The sequence below is a fragment of the Aerococcus sp. 150760013-2 genome (genome assembly GCF_053627715.1).
Genome location: NZ_JBSEYI010000010.1, coordinates 71,839 through 90,843 on the forward strand (window position 1 = coordinate 71,839; position 19,005 = coordinate 90,843).

Annotated in this window: 18 protein-coding genes; 16 read left to right on the forward strand and 2 right to left on the reverse strand. The window is 40.4% G+C overall.

Annotated elements, in window-relative coordinates:
- The 8 genes from ACUW85_RS06745 to ACUW85_RS06780 all read left to right on the forward strand — a co-directional run bounded on the left by ACUW85_RS06745 (window position 1) and on the right by ACUW85_RS06780 (window position 8,467).
- Window positions 1-945, forward strand: coding sequence for an FAD:protein FMN transferase (locus ACUW85_RS06745; protein WP_149358280.1), 945 nt, complete (start codon window positions 1-3; stop codon window positions 943-945).
- Window positions 946-981: 36 nt separating this feature from the next.
- On the forward strand, window positions 982-1,587 hold the full coding sequence (locus tag ACUW85_RS06750) for an NADPH-dependent FMN reductase (protein ID WP_069286641.1): 606 nt from the start codon (window positions 982-984) through the stop codon (window positions 1,585-1,587).
- 19 nt (window positions 1,588-1,606) lie between these two features.
- Window positions 1,607-2,887, forward strand: a complete 1,281-nt coding sequence (locus tag ACUW85_RS06755) for an NAD(P)H-dependent oxidoreductase (protein ID WP_016897841.1) — start codon at window positions 1,607-1,609, stop codon at window positions 2,885-2,887.
- A gap of 248 nt (window positions 2,888-3,135) precedes the next feature.
- Window positions 3,136-3,990: a class II fructose-1,6-bisphosphate aldolase gene (gene fba / locus ACUW85_RS06760; protein WP_083068176.1), complete on the forward strand. Its 855-nt coding sequence runs from the start codon at window positions 3,136-3,138 to the stop codon at window positions 3,988-3,990.
- A gap of 444 nt (window positions 3,991-4,434) precedes the next feature.
- Window positions 4,435-5,715 (forward strand): UDP-N-acetylglucosamine 1-carboxyvinyltransferase, encoded by a 1,281-nt coding sequence (locus ACUW85_RS06765; RefSeq protein WP_182023476.1) that lies wholly within the window; start codon window positions 4,435-4,437, stop codon window positions 5,713-5,715.
- A gap of 216 nt (window positions 5,716-5,931) precedes the next feature.
- Window positions 5,932-7,221 (forward strand): transcription termination factor Rho, encoded by a 1,290-nt coding sequence (gene rho / locus ACUW85_RS06770; protein WP_149256335.1) that lies wholly within the window; start codon window positions 5,932-5,934, stop codon window positions 7,219-7,221.
- Window positions 7,222-7,601: 380 nt separating this feature from the next.
- Window positions 7,602-7,865, forward strand: coding sequence for a type B 50S ribosomal protein L31 (locus tag ACUW85_RS06775; RefSeq protein ID WP_026465852.1), 264 nt, complete (start codon window positions 7,602-7,604; stop codon window positions 7,863-7,865).
- Window positions 7,866-8,083: 218 nt separating this feature from the next.
- Entirely contained in the window at window positions 8,084-8,467 is a 384-nt protein-coding gene (locus tag ACUW85_RS06780) for a RidA family protein (RefSeq protein ID WP_069286483.1), read from the forward strand.
- A gap of 182 nt (window positions 8,468-8,649) precedes the next feature.
- Here the strand turns inward: ACUW85_RS06780 and ACUW85_RS06785 are convergent, their stop codons facing one another.
- Window positions 8,650-9,114 carry a GNAT family N-acetyltransferase gene (locus tag ACUW85_RS06785; RefSeq protein ID WP_149358282.1) on the reverse strand — a complete coding sequence of 155 codons (465 nt, stop codon included), beginning with the start codon at window positions 9,112-9,114 and terminating at the stop codon, window positions 8,650-8,652.
- A 276-nt stretch (window positions 9,115-9,390) separates the two neighbouring features.
- On the opposite strand from ACUW85_RS06785, the gene cysK reads away from it, so the two are divergent.
- The 3 genes from cysK to ACUW85_RS06800 all read left to right on the forward strand — a co-directional run bounded on the left by cysK (window position 9,391) and on the right by ACUW85_RS06800 (window position 12,020).
- Complete coding sequence (gene cysK / locus ACUW85_RS06790) at window positions 9,391-10,311, forward strand: cysteine synthase A (protein WP_149358283.1); 921 nt, start codon at window positions 9,391-9,393, stop codon at window positions 10,309-10,311.
- Complete coding sequence (epsC, locus tag ACUW85_RS06795; RefSeq protein WP_048728194.1) at window positions 10,301-10,864, forward strand: serine O-acetyltransferase EpsC; 564 nt, start codon at window positions 10,301-10,303, stop codon at window positions 10,862-10,864. The genes cysK and epsC overlap by 11 nt, the downstream gene beginning before the upstream one ends.
- Before the next feature lie 451 nt (window positions 10,865-11,315).
- Complete coding sequence (locus tag ACUW85_RS06800) at window positions 11,316-12,020, forward strand: class A sortase (RefSeq protein WP_149358284.1); 705 nt, start codon at window positions 11,316-11,318, stop codon at window positions 12,018-12,020.
- A gap of 69 nt (window positions 12,021-12,089) precedes the next feature.
- Here the strand turns inward: ACUW85_RS06800 and ACUW85_RS06805 are convergent, their stop codons facing one another.
- Window positions 12,090-12,794: an SMI1/KNR4 family protein gene (locus ACUW85_RS06805; RefSeq protein WP_069286488.1), complete on the reverse strand. Its 705-nt coding sequence runs from the start codon at window positions 12,792-12,794 to the stop codon at window positions 12,090-12,092.
- Between the two features lie 187 nt (window positions 12,795-12,981).
- Here ACUW85_RS06805 and ACUW85_RS06810 point away from each other — a divergent pair, with 187 nt between their 5' ends.
- The 5 genes from ACUW85_RS06810 (at window position 12,982) to acpS (ending at window position 18,819) form a co-directional block, all read left to right on the forward strand.
- Window positions 12,982-13,698: a hypothetical protein gene (locus tag ACUW85_RS06810; RefSeq protein ID WP_225968936.1), complete on the forward strand. Its 717-nt coding sequence runs from the start codon at window positions 12,982-12,984 to the stop codon at window positions 13,696-13,698.
- A gap of 47 nt (window positions 13,699-13,745) precedes the next feature.
- The gene (locus ACUW85_RS06815; protein ID WP_149358285.1) at window positions 13,746-14,798 is read left to right on the forward strand and encodes a D-alanine--D-alanine ligase; all 1,053 of its coding nucleotides are present in this window, start codon (window positions 13,746-13,748) and stop codon (window positions 14,796-14,798) included.
- 126 nt (window positions 14,799-14,924) lie between these two features.
- Window positions 14,925-16,319 carry a UDP-N-acetylmuramoyl-tripeptide--D-alanyl-D-alanine ligase gene (locus ACUW85_RS06820; RefSeq protein ID WP_149358286.1) on the forward strand — a complete coding sequence of 465 codons (1,395 nt, stop codon included), beginning with the start codon at window positions 14,925-14,927 and terminating at the stop codon, window positions 16,317-16,319.
- 277 nt (window positions 16,320-16,596) lie between these two features.
- On the forward strand, window positions 16,597-18,138 hold the full coding sequence (locus ACUW85_RS06825) for a DEAD/DEAH box helicase (RefSeq protein WP_048728173.1): 1,542 nt from the start codon (window positions 16,597-16,599) through the stop codon (window positions 18,136-18,138).
- A 324-nt stretch (window positions 18,139-18,462) separates the two neighbouring features.
- On the forward strand, window positions 18,463-18,819 hold the full coding sequence (acpS, locus tag ACUW85_RS06830) for a holo-ACP synthase (RefSeq protein ID WP_149358287.1): 357 nt from the start codon (window positions 18,463-18,465) through the stop codon (window positions 18,817-18,819).
- Window positions 18,820-19,005 lie beyond the last annotated feature (186 nt).

The window sequence follows — 19,005 nt, forward strand, 5'->3', positions numbered from 1 at the left end:
TTGGACTTTGAGCAACGGCATTCTATAAATTTGATGGGTACGACGATTGACCTAATGGTTGACCATCCAAATAGCAATTCTTTATTACTTGCTGCAGTCCAGCGTTTGTTTCAATTGGAAGCGCGTTTTTCAGCGAATGACCCATCTTCTGAATTAATGGCGGTTAATCGAATGGCAGGATTAAAGGCTGTACGCGTTCATCCGGAGCTATTTCATCTCATTCAAATCGGTAAAAAAGAGAGTATTGCATCGGGACGAAAGTTAAATATAGCTATTGGGCCTTTAGTTAACTTGTGGCGGATTGGTTTTGCGGATTATCGTAAACCTAGCCAGCAAGAGATTGATGACCGGCTGACTTTAGTAGACCCGAATGACATTCATCTGGATGAAATAGAAAAAACAGTTTACCTTGCTAAGCCAGAGATGTCGATTGATCTAGGTGCGCTTGCAAAAGGGTATGCGGCAGATCAAATTATCGCTTATTTCAAAGATCAAGGCGTAACCAGGGCATCTATTAATCTTGGCGGTAACCTTAGATTCTATGGCCATCGACCCAATCATACAGAAAGTACACAATGGCGTATAGGTATCCAAGATCCCGACCAAACGCGTGGTTATAACAAGGCTATTGTCGATTTAAGTAACCAATCAGTTGTAACGTCTGGGGATTACGTACGTGTATTCGAACAGGATGGACATCTTTACCACCATATTTTAGATTCCACAAATGGTAAGCCCTTTCAAGCGGACGTTCGCAGTGTCACTGTGGTAAGTGAATCTTCGTTAGATGGTGAGATTTGGACTACGCGATTGTTTCCCTTATCTAAGGAAGCAATTATCAATCAAGCAGCACAAATAGACCAGATTGAAGTGTTGGTTGTTGACCGACAGGGACAAATCACCTATACATCTGGTTTAGAGGGCAAAGTTGAACTTATTTGTTAGCAGGTTATATTTCTACTATAGAAAGGACAGAAAATCATGAAGCATATTATCGGAATCGTAGGTACAAATTCTAAGAAATCTACTAATAGAAAACTTCTTAAATATATTCAGAAACATTTTGCAGATCAAGCTGAAATTGAATTATTGGAAATCCGTGATTATCCAATATTTACTAAACCAGAAGATAAGACACTTCCAAATATTGTTGAAGAGGACGCGAAAAAAATCGAGCAAGCAGATGCGGTCATTATTAGTGCTGCAGAATATAATCATTCCATTACTTCTTCACTAACTAATGCCTTACATTGGTTAAGCTATTATATTTATCCCTTAGCAGATAAACCAATTATGATTACTGGTGCTTCTAACGGTCGTTTAGGATCTTCTAGAGCACAAATGCACTTGCGTCAAATTCTAGACTCACCAGATATTAGAGCACGTGTGATACCAAATTCAGAATTTTTATTAGGAAATTCTTTACAAGCTTTTGATGATGATGGTGATTTAAGTGACCAAAAATCTGTTGAACAATTAGAAGCTATTTTTACCGAATTTATACAATATATCAATCATACACAAGAATTTACGCAGCTAAGAACTGAAACAAAAGCAGCTGCCGAAAACTACGAGTGGACCAAGTAGAAAGGACTAGGGTGACAAAATGAAAATTGTTGGAATTGTTGGCTCAACTGCTGAAAAATCATATAACCGTTTATTGTTACAATATATTCAAAGAGAATTCACTGATTTATTTGATCTAGAGATTCTTGAAATTGACCAAATACCTTTATTCAACCAAGATAACCCAGAGTTAGCGACGGAGGGGCCTGTTCATACATTGAATCGGAAAATCCGCCAAGCAGATGGTGTGATTATTGCTACAGCGGAGCACAACCATACAACGCCAGGGCCATTGAAGAGTGCATTGGAATGGTTATCCTTCACAATTCATCCATTGAAAAACAAACCTGTAAAAATCATTGGTGCTTCTTATCTAGATCAAGGAACATCACGATCACAATTACACTTACGTCAAATTCTTGAGGCACCAGGAATTGATGCTTTAGTCATGCCAGGGCAAGAGTTCCTATTAGGAAATTGTAAAGAGGCAATCAATGCTAATGGTGATTTAGTTGAACCTAGCACTGTAAGTTTCTTGAAAGGTAGCTTAGAGAAGTTTATGAAATACGTTGAATCTGTTCAACCACTTAAAGATAACCCCGTATTCCCTGAGGAAGATTTAACTGCAACTAAGCATTGTGACACAACCATTGAAGGTGTAGACATGACCGCACCGGATTGGGTTGAGCAAGCTGCAGCAAAAGTGGGTGCTGTCGAAGGTGATACCTATGTGAAACTGGATAGAGGGTTGTTAACAGTAGACCAATTAAACTGGTTCCTAAAGACAATTCCTCTTGAATTGACTTATGCAGATGAAAATAACCAATACATCTATTATAATCGCGTGAAACCTGGTCAAGACATGTTTGCTTCTCGTTACGAAAAAGATGTTGGTAGCCCACTTGGTGCTGTTCACCCACCACGTGCTGTGAAGAACGTTTCTTGGGTAATCTCTCAATTGCGGTCAGGAAACATGGAAGGTGTTCATGTACACGTACCAATCCATAAAGAAAATTATGTTGTCCATAATTATGTGGCTATTCATGATGAAGATGGTAAGTATCGTGGAATCAATGAGCATGTTTTAGACTTGCAACCTGTAATTGAGTGGTATCTAGAACAAACAGGACAAAAGTTAGTGAAAATTGAGGAAGATACAACTGATGCTTCAACTAGCGCTTCAATGAATGGTGCATGGAGTCACGATGACAAAAACGCTGTGGAAGCTGATGCTAAAAGTGGTGCAAGTGATGCAGAAGTAGCAGATACAACCACTGCAGCTATTGCTACTGATGAAGATTCGAGTGCTAGCCAGTCTTAGTCAGTGTAATAGCCTGGTTTAGGGGAAAATGATTATTTTCAGTCAAAAAAGCCTATAAACGATTAGGATTATTATTGCAAAAATTGTATGAACAGAATAATAAAAACGATGTATGCGTTTGCTAATTGTTATTTTATGGCATCAATTAACATTTAATTTTTTATGAGGCAAAACTCTTGTAAAATGCAATTGATAAGGGTTACAATAAGCACGAGCACATCAAAATTAAAAATCAGGGGGATCTATTTATGCCATTAGAAAACATGGTCGACATGCTGACAAAAGCGAAAGACGGTCAATATGCAGTAGCACAATTAAACATTAACAACTTGGAATGGACTCAAGCTGTTTTAGAAGCAGCCCAAGCAGAAAACTCACCAGTAATTTTAGGTGTTTCTGAGGGTGCTGGTAAATACATGGGTGGCCCAGAAGTTGTTGCCGCTATGGTTAAAGCTTTAATTGAAACAATGGAAATCACTGTTCCTGTTGCATTACATTTAGACCACGGTTCATCTTTTGAAACTTGTAAACGTGCAATCGACGCTGGATACACTTCAGTAATGATCGATGGTTCTCATCACCCAATTGATGACAACATCGCTATGACTAAACAAGTTGTAGAATACGCACACGAACGTGGCGCTTCTGTTGAAGGTGAAATCGGTACTGTTGGTGGTACTGAAGACGGCGTTACTGCTGGTATCAACTACGCAGATAAAGAAGAATGTAAACGTATCGTTGAAGAAGCTGGTATCGATGCATTAGCTGCAGCCTTAGGTTCAGTTCATGGTCCATACTCTGGCGAACCTGTTTTAGGTTTCGATGAAATGAAAGAAATTTCTGAATACACAAACACACCATTAGTATTACACGGTGGTTCAGGTATTCCAGAAGAGCAAGTTAAAAAAGCAATCGAACGCGGTCATGCGAAAATCAACGTAAATACTGAATTACAAGTCGTATTTACTGCTGCAGTTCGTGAAAACTTAAACAACGATGACAAAGTATACGACCCACGTAAAGTTTTAGCACCAGGTAAAGCTGCGATCGTTAAAACAGCACGTGAAACATTACGTATGTTTGGTTCATCAAACAAAGCATAATTCATTTTAGCCAGTGAATTTCCGCTTTATATATCCTTTTTCGAGCAATGACCTTTTGGTTGTTGCTCTTTTTTTGTACTTGAAATCCTCAGATTTACGTGAAATTGCCCTTTTTGCAAGATGTTTAAACCTTTCGAATGAATAATGGTTGATTCATGGGTTATAATAAATTAAATGGCTCCCATAACTGATTGTATATATGTCAAATTTTACATAGAAGTTAAAAAAACAATTAAAATTGGCGGGGACGGTAGTTATATCATAGAGAATTAGGTATAATCAATCTTGCATTATCTATCATAGAATCGGAAAAAGTGTGCAAAAATAGCATGTGTGACGAGTATAGGTAATTAATGAACAAACAAGAGTTAGTCTATGAAATTAACAGAATGAAAAATAGCGTAAATAAAACGAAAATGAAAACGATGAGTGAGGGGTTTTATAATGGAAAAATTTATCATCAAGGGTGGTAATCCGTTAAAGGGTGAGATTACAGTTTCTGGAGCGAAGAATAGTGCAGTAGCGCTAATTCCTGCAGCGATTATGGCGGATTCACCGGTGGTAATTGAGGGCGTACCGGAAATTGACGACGTGTTCGCTTTAATTGATATTTTGAAAGACTTTAATGTAGACGTTGATTTCAATGAGCACGTGATGCGTATTGACCCAACGAACATGGAAAATATCCCAATGCCTGATGGTAAGATCCAAAGCTTGCGCGCATCTTACTACTTCATGGGTGCCTTATTAGGTAAATACGGTGAGGGTGTTGTTGGTTTACCAGGTGGTTGTAACTTGGGTCCTCGTCCAATGGATTTACACTTAAAAGGTTTTGAAGCTTTAGGTGCTGAAGTAAGCAATGAATTAGGTGCTATGCATTTAACAACTAACGGTAACGGCCTAACTGGTACTGAAATTTACCTAGATGTTGTCAGCGTTGGTGCAACAATCAACATTATGTTGGCAGCTTCTCGCGCTAAAGGGACAACTGTCATTGAAAATGCAGCCCGCGAACCTGAAATCATTGATATTGCAATGCTTTTAAACAAAATGGGTGCTAAGATTAAAGGTGTGGGTACTTCTACTATCCGTATCGAAGGTGTGGACGAGATGCACGGTGCTTCTCACCAACAAATTCCTGACCGTATCGAAGCCGGTACTTATATTGCAGCTGCTGCGGCAGTTGGCCAAGGGGTTACTGTCAACAATGTAATTGCTGAACATATTGAAAGCTTCCTAGCGAAATTACGTGAGATGGGAGTCAAAATGGACATCAGCGATGATGCTATCTACATTCATCCAAATGACGGTCAATTAAAAGCTGTAGATATTAAAACAGCACCATACCCAGGTTTTGCAACTGACTTACAACAACCCATTACGCCATTATTATTAACAGCGAATGGTAACGGTAAATTAGTGGATACTATTTATCCAAAACGTGTGAAACATGTGCCTGAGTTAGCGCGTATGGGTGCAAAAATTGAAGAACACAATGACCAAATTACTTACAATGGTCCTAACCAATTAACAGGTGCAACTGTGACGGCTTCAGACTTACGTGCTGGTGCTGGTCTAGTGATTGCTGCGTTAATGGCTGAAGGTGAAACTGAATTATATGGTGCCGGTAATATTTTACGTGGTTATGACCATATCGATGAAAAATTGTCAGCTTTAGGTGCTGATATTCAATTGGTACAATACGATTATTCTACAGTAAACTAATGTTGTCGCTGTAGTGATGCATGTTAGGACTGCGGCAAGGGTGTCGCAGTCTTTTACATTTTTACCCAAACAACAAGCAAGTCCTCTCTTAACACTTCTTAGATCCAAGGAGCTGCTGGCTTGGTAATAGCTAGCGACATCTTTATGCACTCAGCTTCTAGGCGGTCGTCCTTTTCCAGAAAGTAACTAAATATTGATAGAAATGAAGGTTTTTTTATGTCAGATAATGAGCAAGAACACGTGAAGTTGCATAGTTTGCAAGCTATGACTTTGAAGGAAATTTACCAGTATGCGAAGGCTTATAAGGTCCCTTATTATAGTCAAATGAATAAGAAAGAGCTGATTATGGCTGTCTTGCGGGCGCAAGAGGTGAGTCAGGGCTTTATGAATGTCGAGGGTGTGCTTGATATTACGGGGTCTGATTTTGGTTTCTTGCGGTCGATTAATTATTCGCCTAGTCAGGAAGATATTTATATTTCTAATTCTCAGATTCGCCGGTTTGGTTTGCGGAATGGGGATTTGGTGTCGGGCACAGCTCGTCCGCCTAAGGCTTCTGAGCGGTATTTGGGCCTGATGCATGTGTACGCGGTGAATGGTAAGGACCCTGATGAGGCGAAGGAACGGGCGCATTTCCCAGCCTTGACCCCTGTTTATCCGGATGAGCAATTACGGTTGGAGTCGACGCCTGGACGTTTGTCTGCGCGGATGATTGATTTGATTTCGCCTGTTGGTTACGGTCAACGTGGTTTGATTGTGGCACCTCCTAAGGCTGGTAAGACGGTCTTGATGAAGGAAATCGCCAACGGGATTACAGCTAATAATCCGGATGTTGAGTTGATTATGCTGTTAATTGATGAGCGTCCTGAAGAGGTGACGGATTTGGAGCGGTCAATTGATGGGGAAGTGGTTTCTTCTACTTTCGATCAACGACCTGAAAACCATGTGCGGATTGCGGAATTGGTTTTAGAACGCGCTCGCCGTTTGGTGGAAGATAAGCGTGATGTGGTTATTTTGATGGATTCAATTACGCGTTTAGCCCGTGCTTACAACTTGGTTGAGAAGCCGAGTGGCCGGACGCTATCTGGTGGTATTGATCCAGCGGCTTTCTATAAGCCGAAGAAATTCTTTGGATCAGCCCGAAATATTGAAGATGGGGGTTCCTTAACTATTCTGGCGACAGCTTTAGTAGATACGGGTTCTCGTATGGATGATATGATTTATGAGGAGTTCAAGGGAACGGGTAATGCTGAGATTCACTTATCTCGTGACTTGGCAGAGTCTCGTGTCTTCCCAGCGATTGATATTCGTCGTTCGTCTACACGTAAGGAAGAGTTGTTGCATGATGAGTCGACCTTGAAAGTTTTATGGAAATTGCGCCAGACGATGAAGGGCGATATGTTGGTTTATACCAATGAAATGCTGAAGGAAATGAAGAAAACTGAAACTAATGACCAGTTCATTGACCGACTTGGTACCTTTTTAGATAAGGGGAAAAAGGGTAAATAGGCTGATTTCTAATAGCCTTTAGAAATTAAAGTCTTAGATAAAAGGCATTCGGCCTTCACTATACCTGTCTGCCTTGCAGAGCTCGACTTGCGGAGGGACTGGTTAAGGTTGGTTATGATATCTGCCTCCAAAAGTCAGAAGTGACTGCGTTTCATAAAATGCTACAGTACCTGGTAGATATTGATCGACTTTTGTTCCAACGTTCCTCTCTAAACGACTTTTGCCGTATCTCAATAATGGCCTTATCACTTGCTGGAATTTTAAGGGAAGTGATAAAATTCTACTTGAAAGTGATAGTTCATTATGATAGACTACTCGTGTTATGTTAAAAATAATCTCTGGGCTGCAGAAGTTCAGGGCGAAAAGGAGAGTATGTACAAATGAAACAAGAAATTCATCCAGATTACCATCCAGTAGTATTTATGGATACAAGTACAGGATACAAATTCTTATCTGGTTCAACAGTTAATTCTGCTGAAACAGTTGAGTGGGAAGATGGCAACACTTACCCATTAATCCGTGTTGAGACTTCTTCAGACTCACATCCATTCTACACTGGACGTCAAAAATTCACACAAGCAGATGGACGTGTGGACCGTTTCAACAAAAAATACGGTCTCAAAGACGAAAACGCTGCAGAATAATAAAAAGACTGAATTTATCAGTTTTCAAGGGTATCCATGTTGGATATCCTTTTTTTATGTATTTAAATCTAGGGCTTCATATATCTAATGTTTATAATGACGATAACCCTAAAAGGTGGATAGGGAATTCTTTATGTTAATTTAACCATCGACAATTCTCCTAATTTAGTAAATAATAGATATATAAGATTAAAAAATAATTAGAGGAGATGTTATCTATGACAAAAAAAGCAATTGCAACTGAAAAGGCACCAGCAGCTCTAGGGCCATATTCTCAAGCCATTAGTGTGAATGGTACTGTTTATGTGTCTGGACAATTACCAATTGATCCAGCAACGGGTGAATTTGCGACTACTGATATTCAAGGGCAAACCCGTCAATCATTAACTAATATTCAAGCTATTTTAGCGGAAGCGGGATTGGATATGTCTAATGTAGTAAAGACAACCGTTTTATTGGATAATATTGATGATTTTGCGGCTATGAATGAAGTCTATGCTGAATTCTTTACAGGTGTAACGCCTGCTCGTGCTGCTTTTGAAGTTGCGGCAATTCCTAAAGGAGCACTAGTAGAAATTGAAGCAGTTGCCGTAGAAGGTTAATGTCTGAAAAATAAAATATAAGATTTGAAAGAGTAGCTTTCCAAGCGGAAGTATAAAAAAAGAAAATATTGAATAGCTTTTATGCGTGTTGATGAATAATATTATCAACGCGTTTTTTTATTTTGTTAGTATTCTAATAGAAAACGACCTGCCTTTTTGAATAGACGGGTCGTGAATCTTGTTTATAAAATATCTTCGAGTGTTGTTTTAAATGTTTGCATACCCATTTTTTCATAGAAAGATTTGGCTGAATCGTTGAAGGCCCAAACGTTTAAGGTAATACGGCGGCATCCGGTGTCAGCGGCTAGTTCCTTTGTGGCTTGGTAAAGTTTTTGGCCGACGTGTTTACCGCGGGCGTTTTGATCAACACAGATATCATCAATATATAACGATTTTTCAGCAACTAAAATATTGCCTTCTTCTGTTTCTTTTAAAACCCCAAACATGTATCCAAGTACGTGGTTATTTTCTACAGCGACTAAAATCGGTCGTTGTGGGTTTTCGATGATTGTTGCAACTTCATCATGGGTATATTTAGTGCCTTCTTTTAGAATGTCCGGCCGAGCTTGGTGGTGGATTAAGTTAACTTGTTCTAGTAAGTTTAAAATGTCTGTAATATCTTGGTTTTGTGCGAATCGAATGTCCATATATACCTCCAATGTATTTTGTAATTTTATCATACGTTTTGTAGGTTGTCTTCAAAATGAATATGCATATTTTTGATAGGTAAAAACAATCAAAACCCTTCAATTATTCATCATCAAAAACTGAGCAAAGCAATTGCTTATGTGCAATGAAAAAGGTACTATTCGGGTAGATAGTTCACTTGTCTTTCAGTTAGAAAACTCTTGAGAAATTCAGAAAAGTATAGCGTGAAAGCAAGTAGTCAAAAAATGATGATAGCTTATATATGGAGGGATTTTATGTTATTTGAAAATATTGTAGACGCGATTGGTTATACACCTTTGGTCAAAATTAATGGTTTGGATGAAGATTCTGCGGATATCTATGTCAAGTTAGAGAAAAATAATCCATCAGGTTCGGTAAAAGACCGTCCCGTAAAATACATTGTTAAAGACTTGTTGGATTCAGGTAAAGTAGCCATTGGTGGAACGATTGTTGAGTCGACTTCTGGTAATACGGGTGTTGGGTTAGCTATGGTTGGGGCTGCCTTAGGCATCAATGTCGTGATCGTGATGCCAGAATCAATGAGTATCGAGCGTCGTCAATTGATCCAAGCTTACGGTGCGGAACTGATTTTGACAGATAAATCAGGTGGTATGTCATTGGCTGGTGAAACGGCTGAGAAGATTGCGGCTGAACGTAATGGTGTGGTATTTGGTCAATTTACAAACGGAGCCAATGTGATTGCCCACGAGGAAACAACTGCCAAAGAAATCTTTGCTGACTTACCGAATGTTGACGGCTTTGTGGCTGGTATCGGTACTGGTGGTACGATTTCAGGTGTTGGTCATGTCTTAAAAGAGAAGAATCCAGCTACTGTTATTTGGGGTGGTGAACCAAGTGATTCACCGCTATTAACTGAAGGTAAAGCAGGTCCTCATAAGATTCAAGGGTTAGGTGCCAACTTTATTCCTAAAGTCTTAGACCAATCTGCTTTAGATAAAGTGGCGACTGTTTCAAATGAAGATGCTATTGCAGCAGCCAAAGAATTGGCGACTTCTCAAGGAATTTTCGCTGGTTTCTCTTCAGGTGCCAACTACGTAGCGGCTAAAGAACTCGCTAAAGAGTTAGGTAAAGGCAAGGTGGTTGTGACCGTATTCCCAGATTCAGGTGAACGTTACCTATCAACCGGCCAATTCGGTGATGGGCATGCTGAGTGATGAATTAAATGAAGCCCACCGCGACTTCGCCCAATATATCTATGACCACGATCCAGCGCCCCATTCCATAGAAGAAGTCTTTCTATATCCAGGTTTTCAAGCAGTGGTCCGTCATATCGCTGAGCGAGAACTCTATTTACAAGAAGACTATTATGGTGCCCGGAAAATGGCAGAAGCGACCCGCAAGGATACAGGCATTGAAATCCATCCTGGTGCCCAAATTGGGAATGATGTCTTTATCGACCACGGCATGGGCGTTGTCATTGGGGAAACGGCTATTGTTGGCGACCGGGTCAAGTTGTACCACGGGGTCACTTTAGGCGGGACTGGTAATGACAAGGGGGCAAAGCGCCATCCGACCATCCAACATGACGTTGAGGTGGGGGCAAACGCTACCGTTTTAGGTAATGTCACAGTTGGCCACCATGCCAAAGTTGGAGCCAATGCTGTTGTGATTCATGATGTGCCGCCCTATGCGACGGCCGTTGGGGTACCTGCTCGCATTATTTTACATGACAAGAATTGGAACCGGATTGGTGAATACAGTATTTAAAATAGGGGAGTATTGCCCTTTATTTAATACCGTAATCTTGAAAATGGGGATAAGTTTCATCATTCAGTGGATATGTGTGGCTAAAACCGCCTTCATCCACAGTAAAATAGGGAAAAGGACACTTTTTAAGGCAAAAGTGTCCTTTTTTGTCTGCGTTTTGTGTATGAGTCTGTGGATTTGTGGATAAGTGTGTGGGTAAATGGGGGTATTTTTGTGTAAAATCTGTGTAAATATCTGGATACTTATCAACAGGTTGTGGGAAACTTGTGTAAAAACGGTTGAAAACTTGATAAATAAGGCTGTTATTTTTCAAATAATGTGAATAAGTTGGTGGAAAGTCAAAAAACTGTCTGTGGATTGAATTTGTGACAAAGGTCTAGATAGCGGATGGTTGAAAAATGTGTCATAATGAGCCTGGAAAATAATGCGAATTGGAAGTAGGTGTCTAGTGATGAGAAGATTGGGCTTTCGTCGGTTTTTAGGACTGATATTATTGGTGATTGGGATAGTCATTATGATCAACCAGGCTTGGCCAGTGGTACAGGTGTATTTAAACCAGCAAGATGTGGCGGTAGCAAATTATACGGCTGAAGAGCTACAAGAAAATGTGTCGGACCAGTCAAATGGCCAGTTTGATTTCAATGAGGTTCGCAATGTGTCGGCAACAGAAGTCAACCAAGTGCGGACGGACATTGAATCGGGCGAAGCAGACTTGGATGTCCTGGGGGCAGTAGCTATTCCGGATGCCAATTTAAATACCGCAGTCATTAAAGGCATGTCTGATGTAGCCATGGTGTCGGGTGCAGGGACTATGTTCCCAGACCAAGTCATGGGCCAAGGGAATTATACTTTAGCTAGCCACCATATCGGCTACGGGACGGATATCTTACTGAACAACATTTCGGATTCAGTGACGGTTGGGGATAAAATTTACCTGACAGATTTGACCAACGTTTACGTATATGAAACTTTCTTCGTTGAAGCAGTGAATCCTGATCAAGTGCAGTATATTTCGCAAGAAGTGACGGGTAATCCTATTATTACCTTGATGACGTGTACAGCTGATTTGACCCAACGGTGGATTGTGCAAGGGAATTTAACCGAAACAGTGGCTTTCGGTGAGGCGCCTGCTGAAGTGCAAGCATTATTTCAGTAGTGTATCAAAATAATATAGACAAAAAACGGCTAGCCCATTTGAAAGGGTTAGCCGTTTTTGAATAACATCCTATAAGGATAAAATTGATTTGTGGCCTTGGCTGTAAGTGTTCAAGGCTGCTTGGAATTGGTCGAAGGGTTTTGTATCGAAATGAGCCAGCAAGTCTTGCCAGTCATTTTGCCATCCTTGCCCTAAAAGTGGGCCGTAGTCCGCAAGTAGGTCAGCGATTTCTTGGAAAGAATTGGCTTGTAAGATGGCCACATTCACCCGGTGATAGGAGACTAATGTTGGTGCTGGTAGTCCTAAAAAGCGGTGTTCGAATAGGTCTAAAAAGCTAGCAAAGTCGGGCGCTAAAATGCTGACTTGGCCTAAGCCAACATCCATATAGGCTACGGCTGGTTCGCCTTTATCGCTTACTTGACTAAAGTCGAAATAGGCGACGCGGTCGTGGTCTTCGTAAAAGATAATCCCTGTATCTGGAATGTTAGGTCGGTGGACGAAGTCCTTTTGCCTAGTGATGGACGGGATGTGGTAATCGGCGCCTGGTTTTTGTTCGTACATGCCGGCGATATAAGGGATGTAGACGGCGGTAAGAGCGTCTCGACTTGGGCGTTTGCTCGCCACGTAACTGTGTGAGGTATAACCACCATTTTGTTGGTTGACCAGATTATGATAAGAAATTGGTAAATCTGCGACAGAATACCGTTTATATATTGGTGATTTAGGTAAATAAGTGTAAAATTGTTTTTGCAGTGGAGATGCAATCAAGTGCATGTTGAAAAGCCTCCTTAAAGATTTGACTATCAATCATTGGTATTTTAAAGCTTTTATCTAACGAAAGATAGTGTTTTGAAACGTAATTTGATAAAATATTTACTGGAATAAGAGGTGCACAGCTGTGACAAATGACTATATATACATTTTTACAAACCCTATCTCGAATCAGGTACAATCATTAGGAGTGGGTTTGAAATATTTTACAAGTGCGGTAAATAAAGTACCAAATAACTTGTTACTCATCAAGAACCCAAACCATTTAGGCCGTTTTGATGAATTTACCCGTTTCCATATAGTGAGCGGACACGAGGCTGTGAGAGAATTTATTGATGGCCAAGCTAATGAAGTCCAATCCCAAACCAAATGGATTGATTTTAAATATGAATCCCTATTCCAACAGCTATCTGACCAGGAAATTGCGGAGCTTTTATTTTTAGGCCATACGGATGCACCGTTGAACCAGCCGACTTTCTATAAATTGGGCAACCGATTTACCTTTTTTGGTTCAACCTATCCCAATTCATACCCAACAACTAAAATGTACTACCGAGACATTCACGACTTCTTCAAGCAACTAGGCCACGTCCTAGCGGCCAAGGTGACTGAAGACTTACAGGAGCAAAAGCCCATGTTTTTATTCCGCAAGAAGCCGGTAGTGAAAACAGTCAAGTCAGTCCCCATACCGGCCAAGCCAATTTTGGGTCATCTGGCACGGTTAAGTCACGACGGTATCCTCATTACCTTTGAAGGTGCTGATCATGTTGGCACCAACAAACGGGAATTTCGCGTATACCTCGCTGAAGATAACCCGCGTTTTGTTGAAACAGACAAGGCTTCGCATTTATTATTCGGCCGACTCACCTATGATTTAACAAGCGAAACTTGGGACTTCCAAGCTTAAAAACTGATAGATTTTAAATACGACAGACAATCGACGGAGGAATTTTCATGGAAATTATCGTTTTATTCGGTGGAAAAAGTGCGGAGCATGATATTTCTATCTTAACCGCAACAGCCATCATGCAAAAAATTCAATACGATCGCCATAGCGTAACACCGGTATATATTGACCGCCAAGGCCACTGGTTTAAAGGTGCGAACATGACCGAAAAACCAGATGCGCAAGCAAACTTCCAGCTAGACCAAGTGGGCCAAGCGATAGTGCCTACTGACGTTTTGCGAGAAGGGACTGACCAAATCGTTTTCCCAGCACTACACGGACCAAACGGGGAAGACGGGACCATTCAAGGTTTATTCGAAAGTTTAAATGTGGCTTACGTTGGTGCAGGCGTCTTAGCGTCGTCGGCTGGTATGGATAAGATTGTCTCGAAACACTTGTTCGACCAAGCGGGCTTACCGCAAGTGCCATTTGTGGCTCTAACTTCATATGATTGGGAGAAGGACCAGGAAGTGGCCATTGAAAAAGTAACCAATGAACTGGCCTACCCAGTATTTGTGAAACCAGCCAATATGGGGTCAAGTGTTGGGGTATCTGAAGCAATTGATGATGCTTCATTATTAGCAGCCTTAACCTTAGCCTTCCGATACGACCGCCGTGTTTTAGTTGAAACCAGCGTGCAAAATCCGCGTGAAGTGGAACTAGCAGTCTTGGGGAACGACGAAGTTTTCGTTTCATTACCTGGTGAATTGGCAAAAGGGCAGGGTTTCTACAACTATGAAGAGAAATACTTGAACAATACCACTGAGATGATCATTCCTGCAGCGATTGACGAGCCAACAGTGGCGAAATTGCAAAACTATGCACGTAAGGCTTACCTAGCCCTAGACGGTTCGGGTTTATCACGAACGGACTTTTTCCTAACTGAATCTGGAGAAATTTATATTAACGAGGTGAATACCTTACCAGGGTTTACACAATTCTCTATGTACCCAGCTTTATGGGAAGCGAGCGGTAAATCTTACGCTGATTTATTAGAAGAATTGATTCAATTAGGGGTAAGTCGCTATAATAAGAAGCAAAGTATTCAGCAGTCACTCTAGTCACTGTAGCAAGTCTGATAGAATACCTTAAATAAGTAGTCTAAATAGTCACTAAATCACAGAAGCGATTACAGCTAAGGCGCTTGATGCAAGAATGAGCGACCTTTAGTAGTTAGAGAGGCAAGTATGAAACCCACACAAATTAAAGATATTGTAAAAGCTGTTGAGGCAATTGATTTCACATCAACAGCTCGGTTTACAGAAATCGATTCAGTCGAATTCGATTCACGATTAATTACCCCAGGTGCTTTGTTTGTACCTTTGAAAGGTGCGACAGATGGCCATTCTTATATTGATAAAGCCATTGAAAACGGGGCTGTTGCGGCCCTATGGTCCAACGACCCCAATGAAGCGCCTGTTGGTTTTCCAATTATTCAAGTAGAAGATACCCTGGTTGCCATGCAGGCGCTTGCCAAGGCTTACCTAGGATGGATCAAGCCGAAAGTGGTTGGGATTACCGGTTCTTCTGGGAAAACAACCACCAAAGATATGACAGCAGCAGCCCTATCGACGGCCCTAAAAGTCCACAAGACAAACGGTAACTACAACAATGATATTGGTTTACCTAAAACCATCCTAGATATGCCAGAAGATACAGACGTCATTGTCCTAGAAATGGGAATGTCAGGTGCTGGTGAGATTTCCTTCTTGAGTAAATTGGCGGAGCCGGATGTTGTGGTCATTACCATGATTGGGGAAAACCACATTGAATTCCTAGGGTCACGGGAAAATATCGCCAAGGCTAAGTTGGAAATTTTAGATGGCTTGAAAGAAGAAGGGACCTTTATTTACCCGGGGGATGAGCCTTTAATTGTCGACCAAATGCCAACCGATTTACCGCAATCGACTTTAACAATTGGCTTAAATGATGATCAAGATATCTTCGCCTTTGACGTGATGATGGACCAATTCCAATCGACCTTCTATACCAATTTGTCACCTGAATTAAAAATGGAAATTCCTTTATCAGGTGGCTATAACGTACAGAACGCCTTATATGCCTTAGGGGTTGCCTACTCATTTGGTTTATCAATGGAGCAAGTCCGTCCTAATTTAGCTGAATTTTCAATTACGGCTGATCGTGGTTCATGGGAACGTGGAATTTTAGATACGCAAATCTTGAATGATACGTACAATGCCAGCCCTTCAGCCATGAAAGCTGTCATCCGAAACTTCTCAGCCATTGCTTCAAAAGGTATGTCTCAAAAGATTTTAGTCTTAGGAGACATGTTAGAGTTGGGTGCTTTCTCTGATGAATTGCACAGAGAGATTGCTACTGTTATTGGTTTGAATACCTTCAAGCATGTCTTTTTATATGGACCGCGCATCCAACCACTAGAAGATGCTTTGGTTGAAAAGGGGATGCATCCAGATTTAATTACCTATATTGAGTCAGACAAAGAAGCCTTGATTGAAGAAGTTAAAGCCATTTTGCAACCAGAGGACAAGGTCTTAGTGAAGGCAAGTAATGGGATGGGATTAATTGAGGTAGTGGAAGCGTTAAGAGTGTCAGCGAGCTAGGATTCATAGCCACTTTTTTTCGAACGAAACGGCTGATGCTATAATTAAATTCTCGTGAGAGATGCATGTTTTATTTGTATCAAGTCTTTAGATGTGCTATATTATTCTAGCTTGAGTATGTTTAGAGGAGTAGTAGATTTGTCTGCTACCAAAGTAATCAATATCAGTTGGAAGTAGTCGAGCCTGATGCATTTGGCATACTCGGCTATTTTTGTTATGTGAGAAAGATTTTTCACATGGATAAATAGTTCACTCAAGTAGAAAAAGGAGAGACTAGATGAAATTTAATGAAATGAATCTATCAAAGCCACTGCTTCGCGCTGTCGAAGAAATGGGTTTTGAGGAAGCAACACCAATCCAAGCCGAAACCATTCCGATGGCACTTGAGGGACAAGATATCTTTGGACAAGCCCAAACAGGTACTGGTAAAACAGCAGCCTTTGGTTTACCATTGTTAGAAAAAATCCATGACAACAGTCGTGTACAAGCCTTAATTATAGAGCCAACACGTGAGTTAGCTGTACAAACAGGTGAAGAATTATACCGACTAGGTAAAATGAAAGGCATCCACACAACAACTGTTTACGGTGGAGCATCTATCGGACACCAAATCAAATTATTGAAAAAGAACCCACCAGTTGTTATCGGTACACCAGGACGTATTTTAGATTTAATTAAACGTGGCGTATTAAAATTAAAAGACGTTGAAACATTAGTGTTAGATGAAGCTGATGAAATGTTAAAAATGGGCTTCGTTGAAGATATCGAATCAATCATTCGTGAATTACCGACTGAGCGTCAAACGTTATTATTCTCTGCGACAGTACCTAAAGAGATTAAACGTATTGCAGATAACTTCATGAAAAATCCTACAACAGTACATGTCAAAGCGAAAGCAATGACTGCTGAATTGATTGATCAATACTATACACGTTGTAAAGATTACGAAAAATTCGATTTACTAACACGTTTTATCGACGTACAAAATCCTGAATTGTCAATCGTTTTCGCCCGTACAAAACGTCGTGTAGATGAAGTGGCACGTGGTTTAGTTGAACGTGGTTATTCTGCTGAGGGTATCCATGGTGACTTGAGTCAAGATAAACGTTTAGGCGTTTTACGTAACTTCAAGAACAACAAATTGGATATTTTAGTTGCGACAGACGTTGCGGCGCGTGGATTAGATATCTCTGGTGTAACACATGTTTACAACTTCGATATTCCACAAGATCCTGAATCATACGTTCACCGTGTTGGTCGTACAGGTCGTGCTGGTAAAGAAGGTATGGCAGTAACTTTCGTAACAGGAAATGAAATGTCTTACCTACACACGATTGAAAACCTAACCAAGAAACCTATGACAGCACTTCGTCCACCTACATCACAAGAAGCGTTTAATGGACAAGTTGCGAATATCGCAAAAGTTGTAAAAGAATTGACTGAAATCGATGATACAGAAATGTACCAAGATGCTGTGAAATTCTTATCAGAAACATATACTGAAGAAGAAATTGCGCTAGCTTTAGTCCGTTCATTGGTTAAAGATCCTTCTACTGTAAAAGTAGATATCACACCAGAACGTCCATTACCAAACCGTGGCGGTGGCGGTAACAAACGTAACTTCAACCGTAATGGTAACCGTAATCGCGGTGGTAACCGTGACCGTAACAACAACCGTGGCGACCGTAGTGGTAGTGACCGCAAAGGTGGTTACAAAGGTAATGCTAAAGACAAAAACCGTAACAACTACGACCGTAAAAAATCAAACGGTGGTAACAAACAATCTAATGGTAAATCAGCAGAATTTAAAATTCGTTAGTAAGGTGTGACAAAAGTCGTTTAGACTTGTATCGCGCTGGAACAAAAGCCGAATAAACACTCTAAGTGTTGAAAGTATTTCGGGAAGTGTCGGCCAAGTCTGACTTTTAAAGCCCTATTATAGTGCAAAGTTTAAGAGTTTATAGTGCAAAGTTTTAAAGACTAGCATCCAAACCCTAATAGACTTTCGACCCAATCAAACAGGTAAGTGAGGTTTAATAACTTCATTTGCCTGTTTTTTTGCTTATCATAAAGGTGCAGTTTTGAAGTAAATACGTTAAAATATATATAAATAATATCGTAATTGATGATAGGAAGAGGCCCCATGATTATTGGTTTAGGAACAGATTTAGTGGAAACAGTGCGTATTAAGGAGGCGATTGCCAACAATTCGCGATTTGTTGGTAAATTACTCACGAAAAATGAGTTGAATACATACACTAGTATTGATAACGAAAAACGGCAAGTGGAATTTGTAGCAGGTCGGTGGGCGGCAAAAGAAGCGTTCGCCAAGGCATATGGTACTGGTATTTCGAGCCAGCTGCATTTTCAAGATATTGAAATTGTGAATAATGACCAGCGTAAACCCCTCGTTATTTGTGACAAAGTAGATACGCCGATACATATTACCATCAGTCACACTGACCATTATGCTACTGCAACGGTTATTATTGAGGACTAGTAGTTTAATTAAGAGTAACTAGTCTAGTTTTGATAATATAAATCTTGTAGCTATCAGTTTTCACAGTTTTACATTTAAATTGTACAATTATTGTATCTTCAAAAATTCAAATTTTAGCCATAAAAAAAGGCGACCAACTCCTTATAACTTATACAATGTTAATTGCTAAGTTAATTTCTTTAAAAA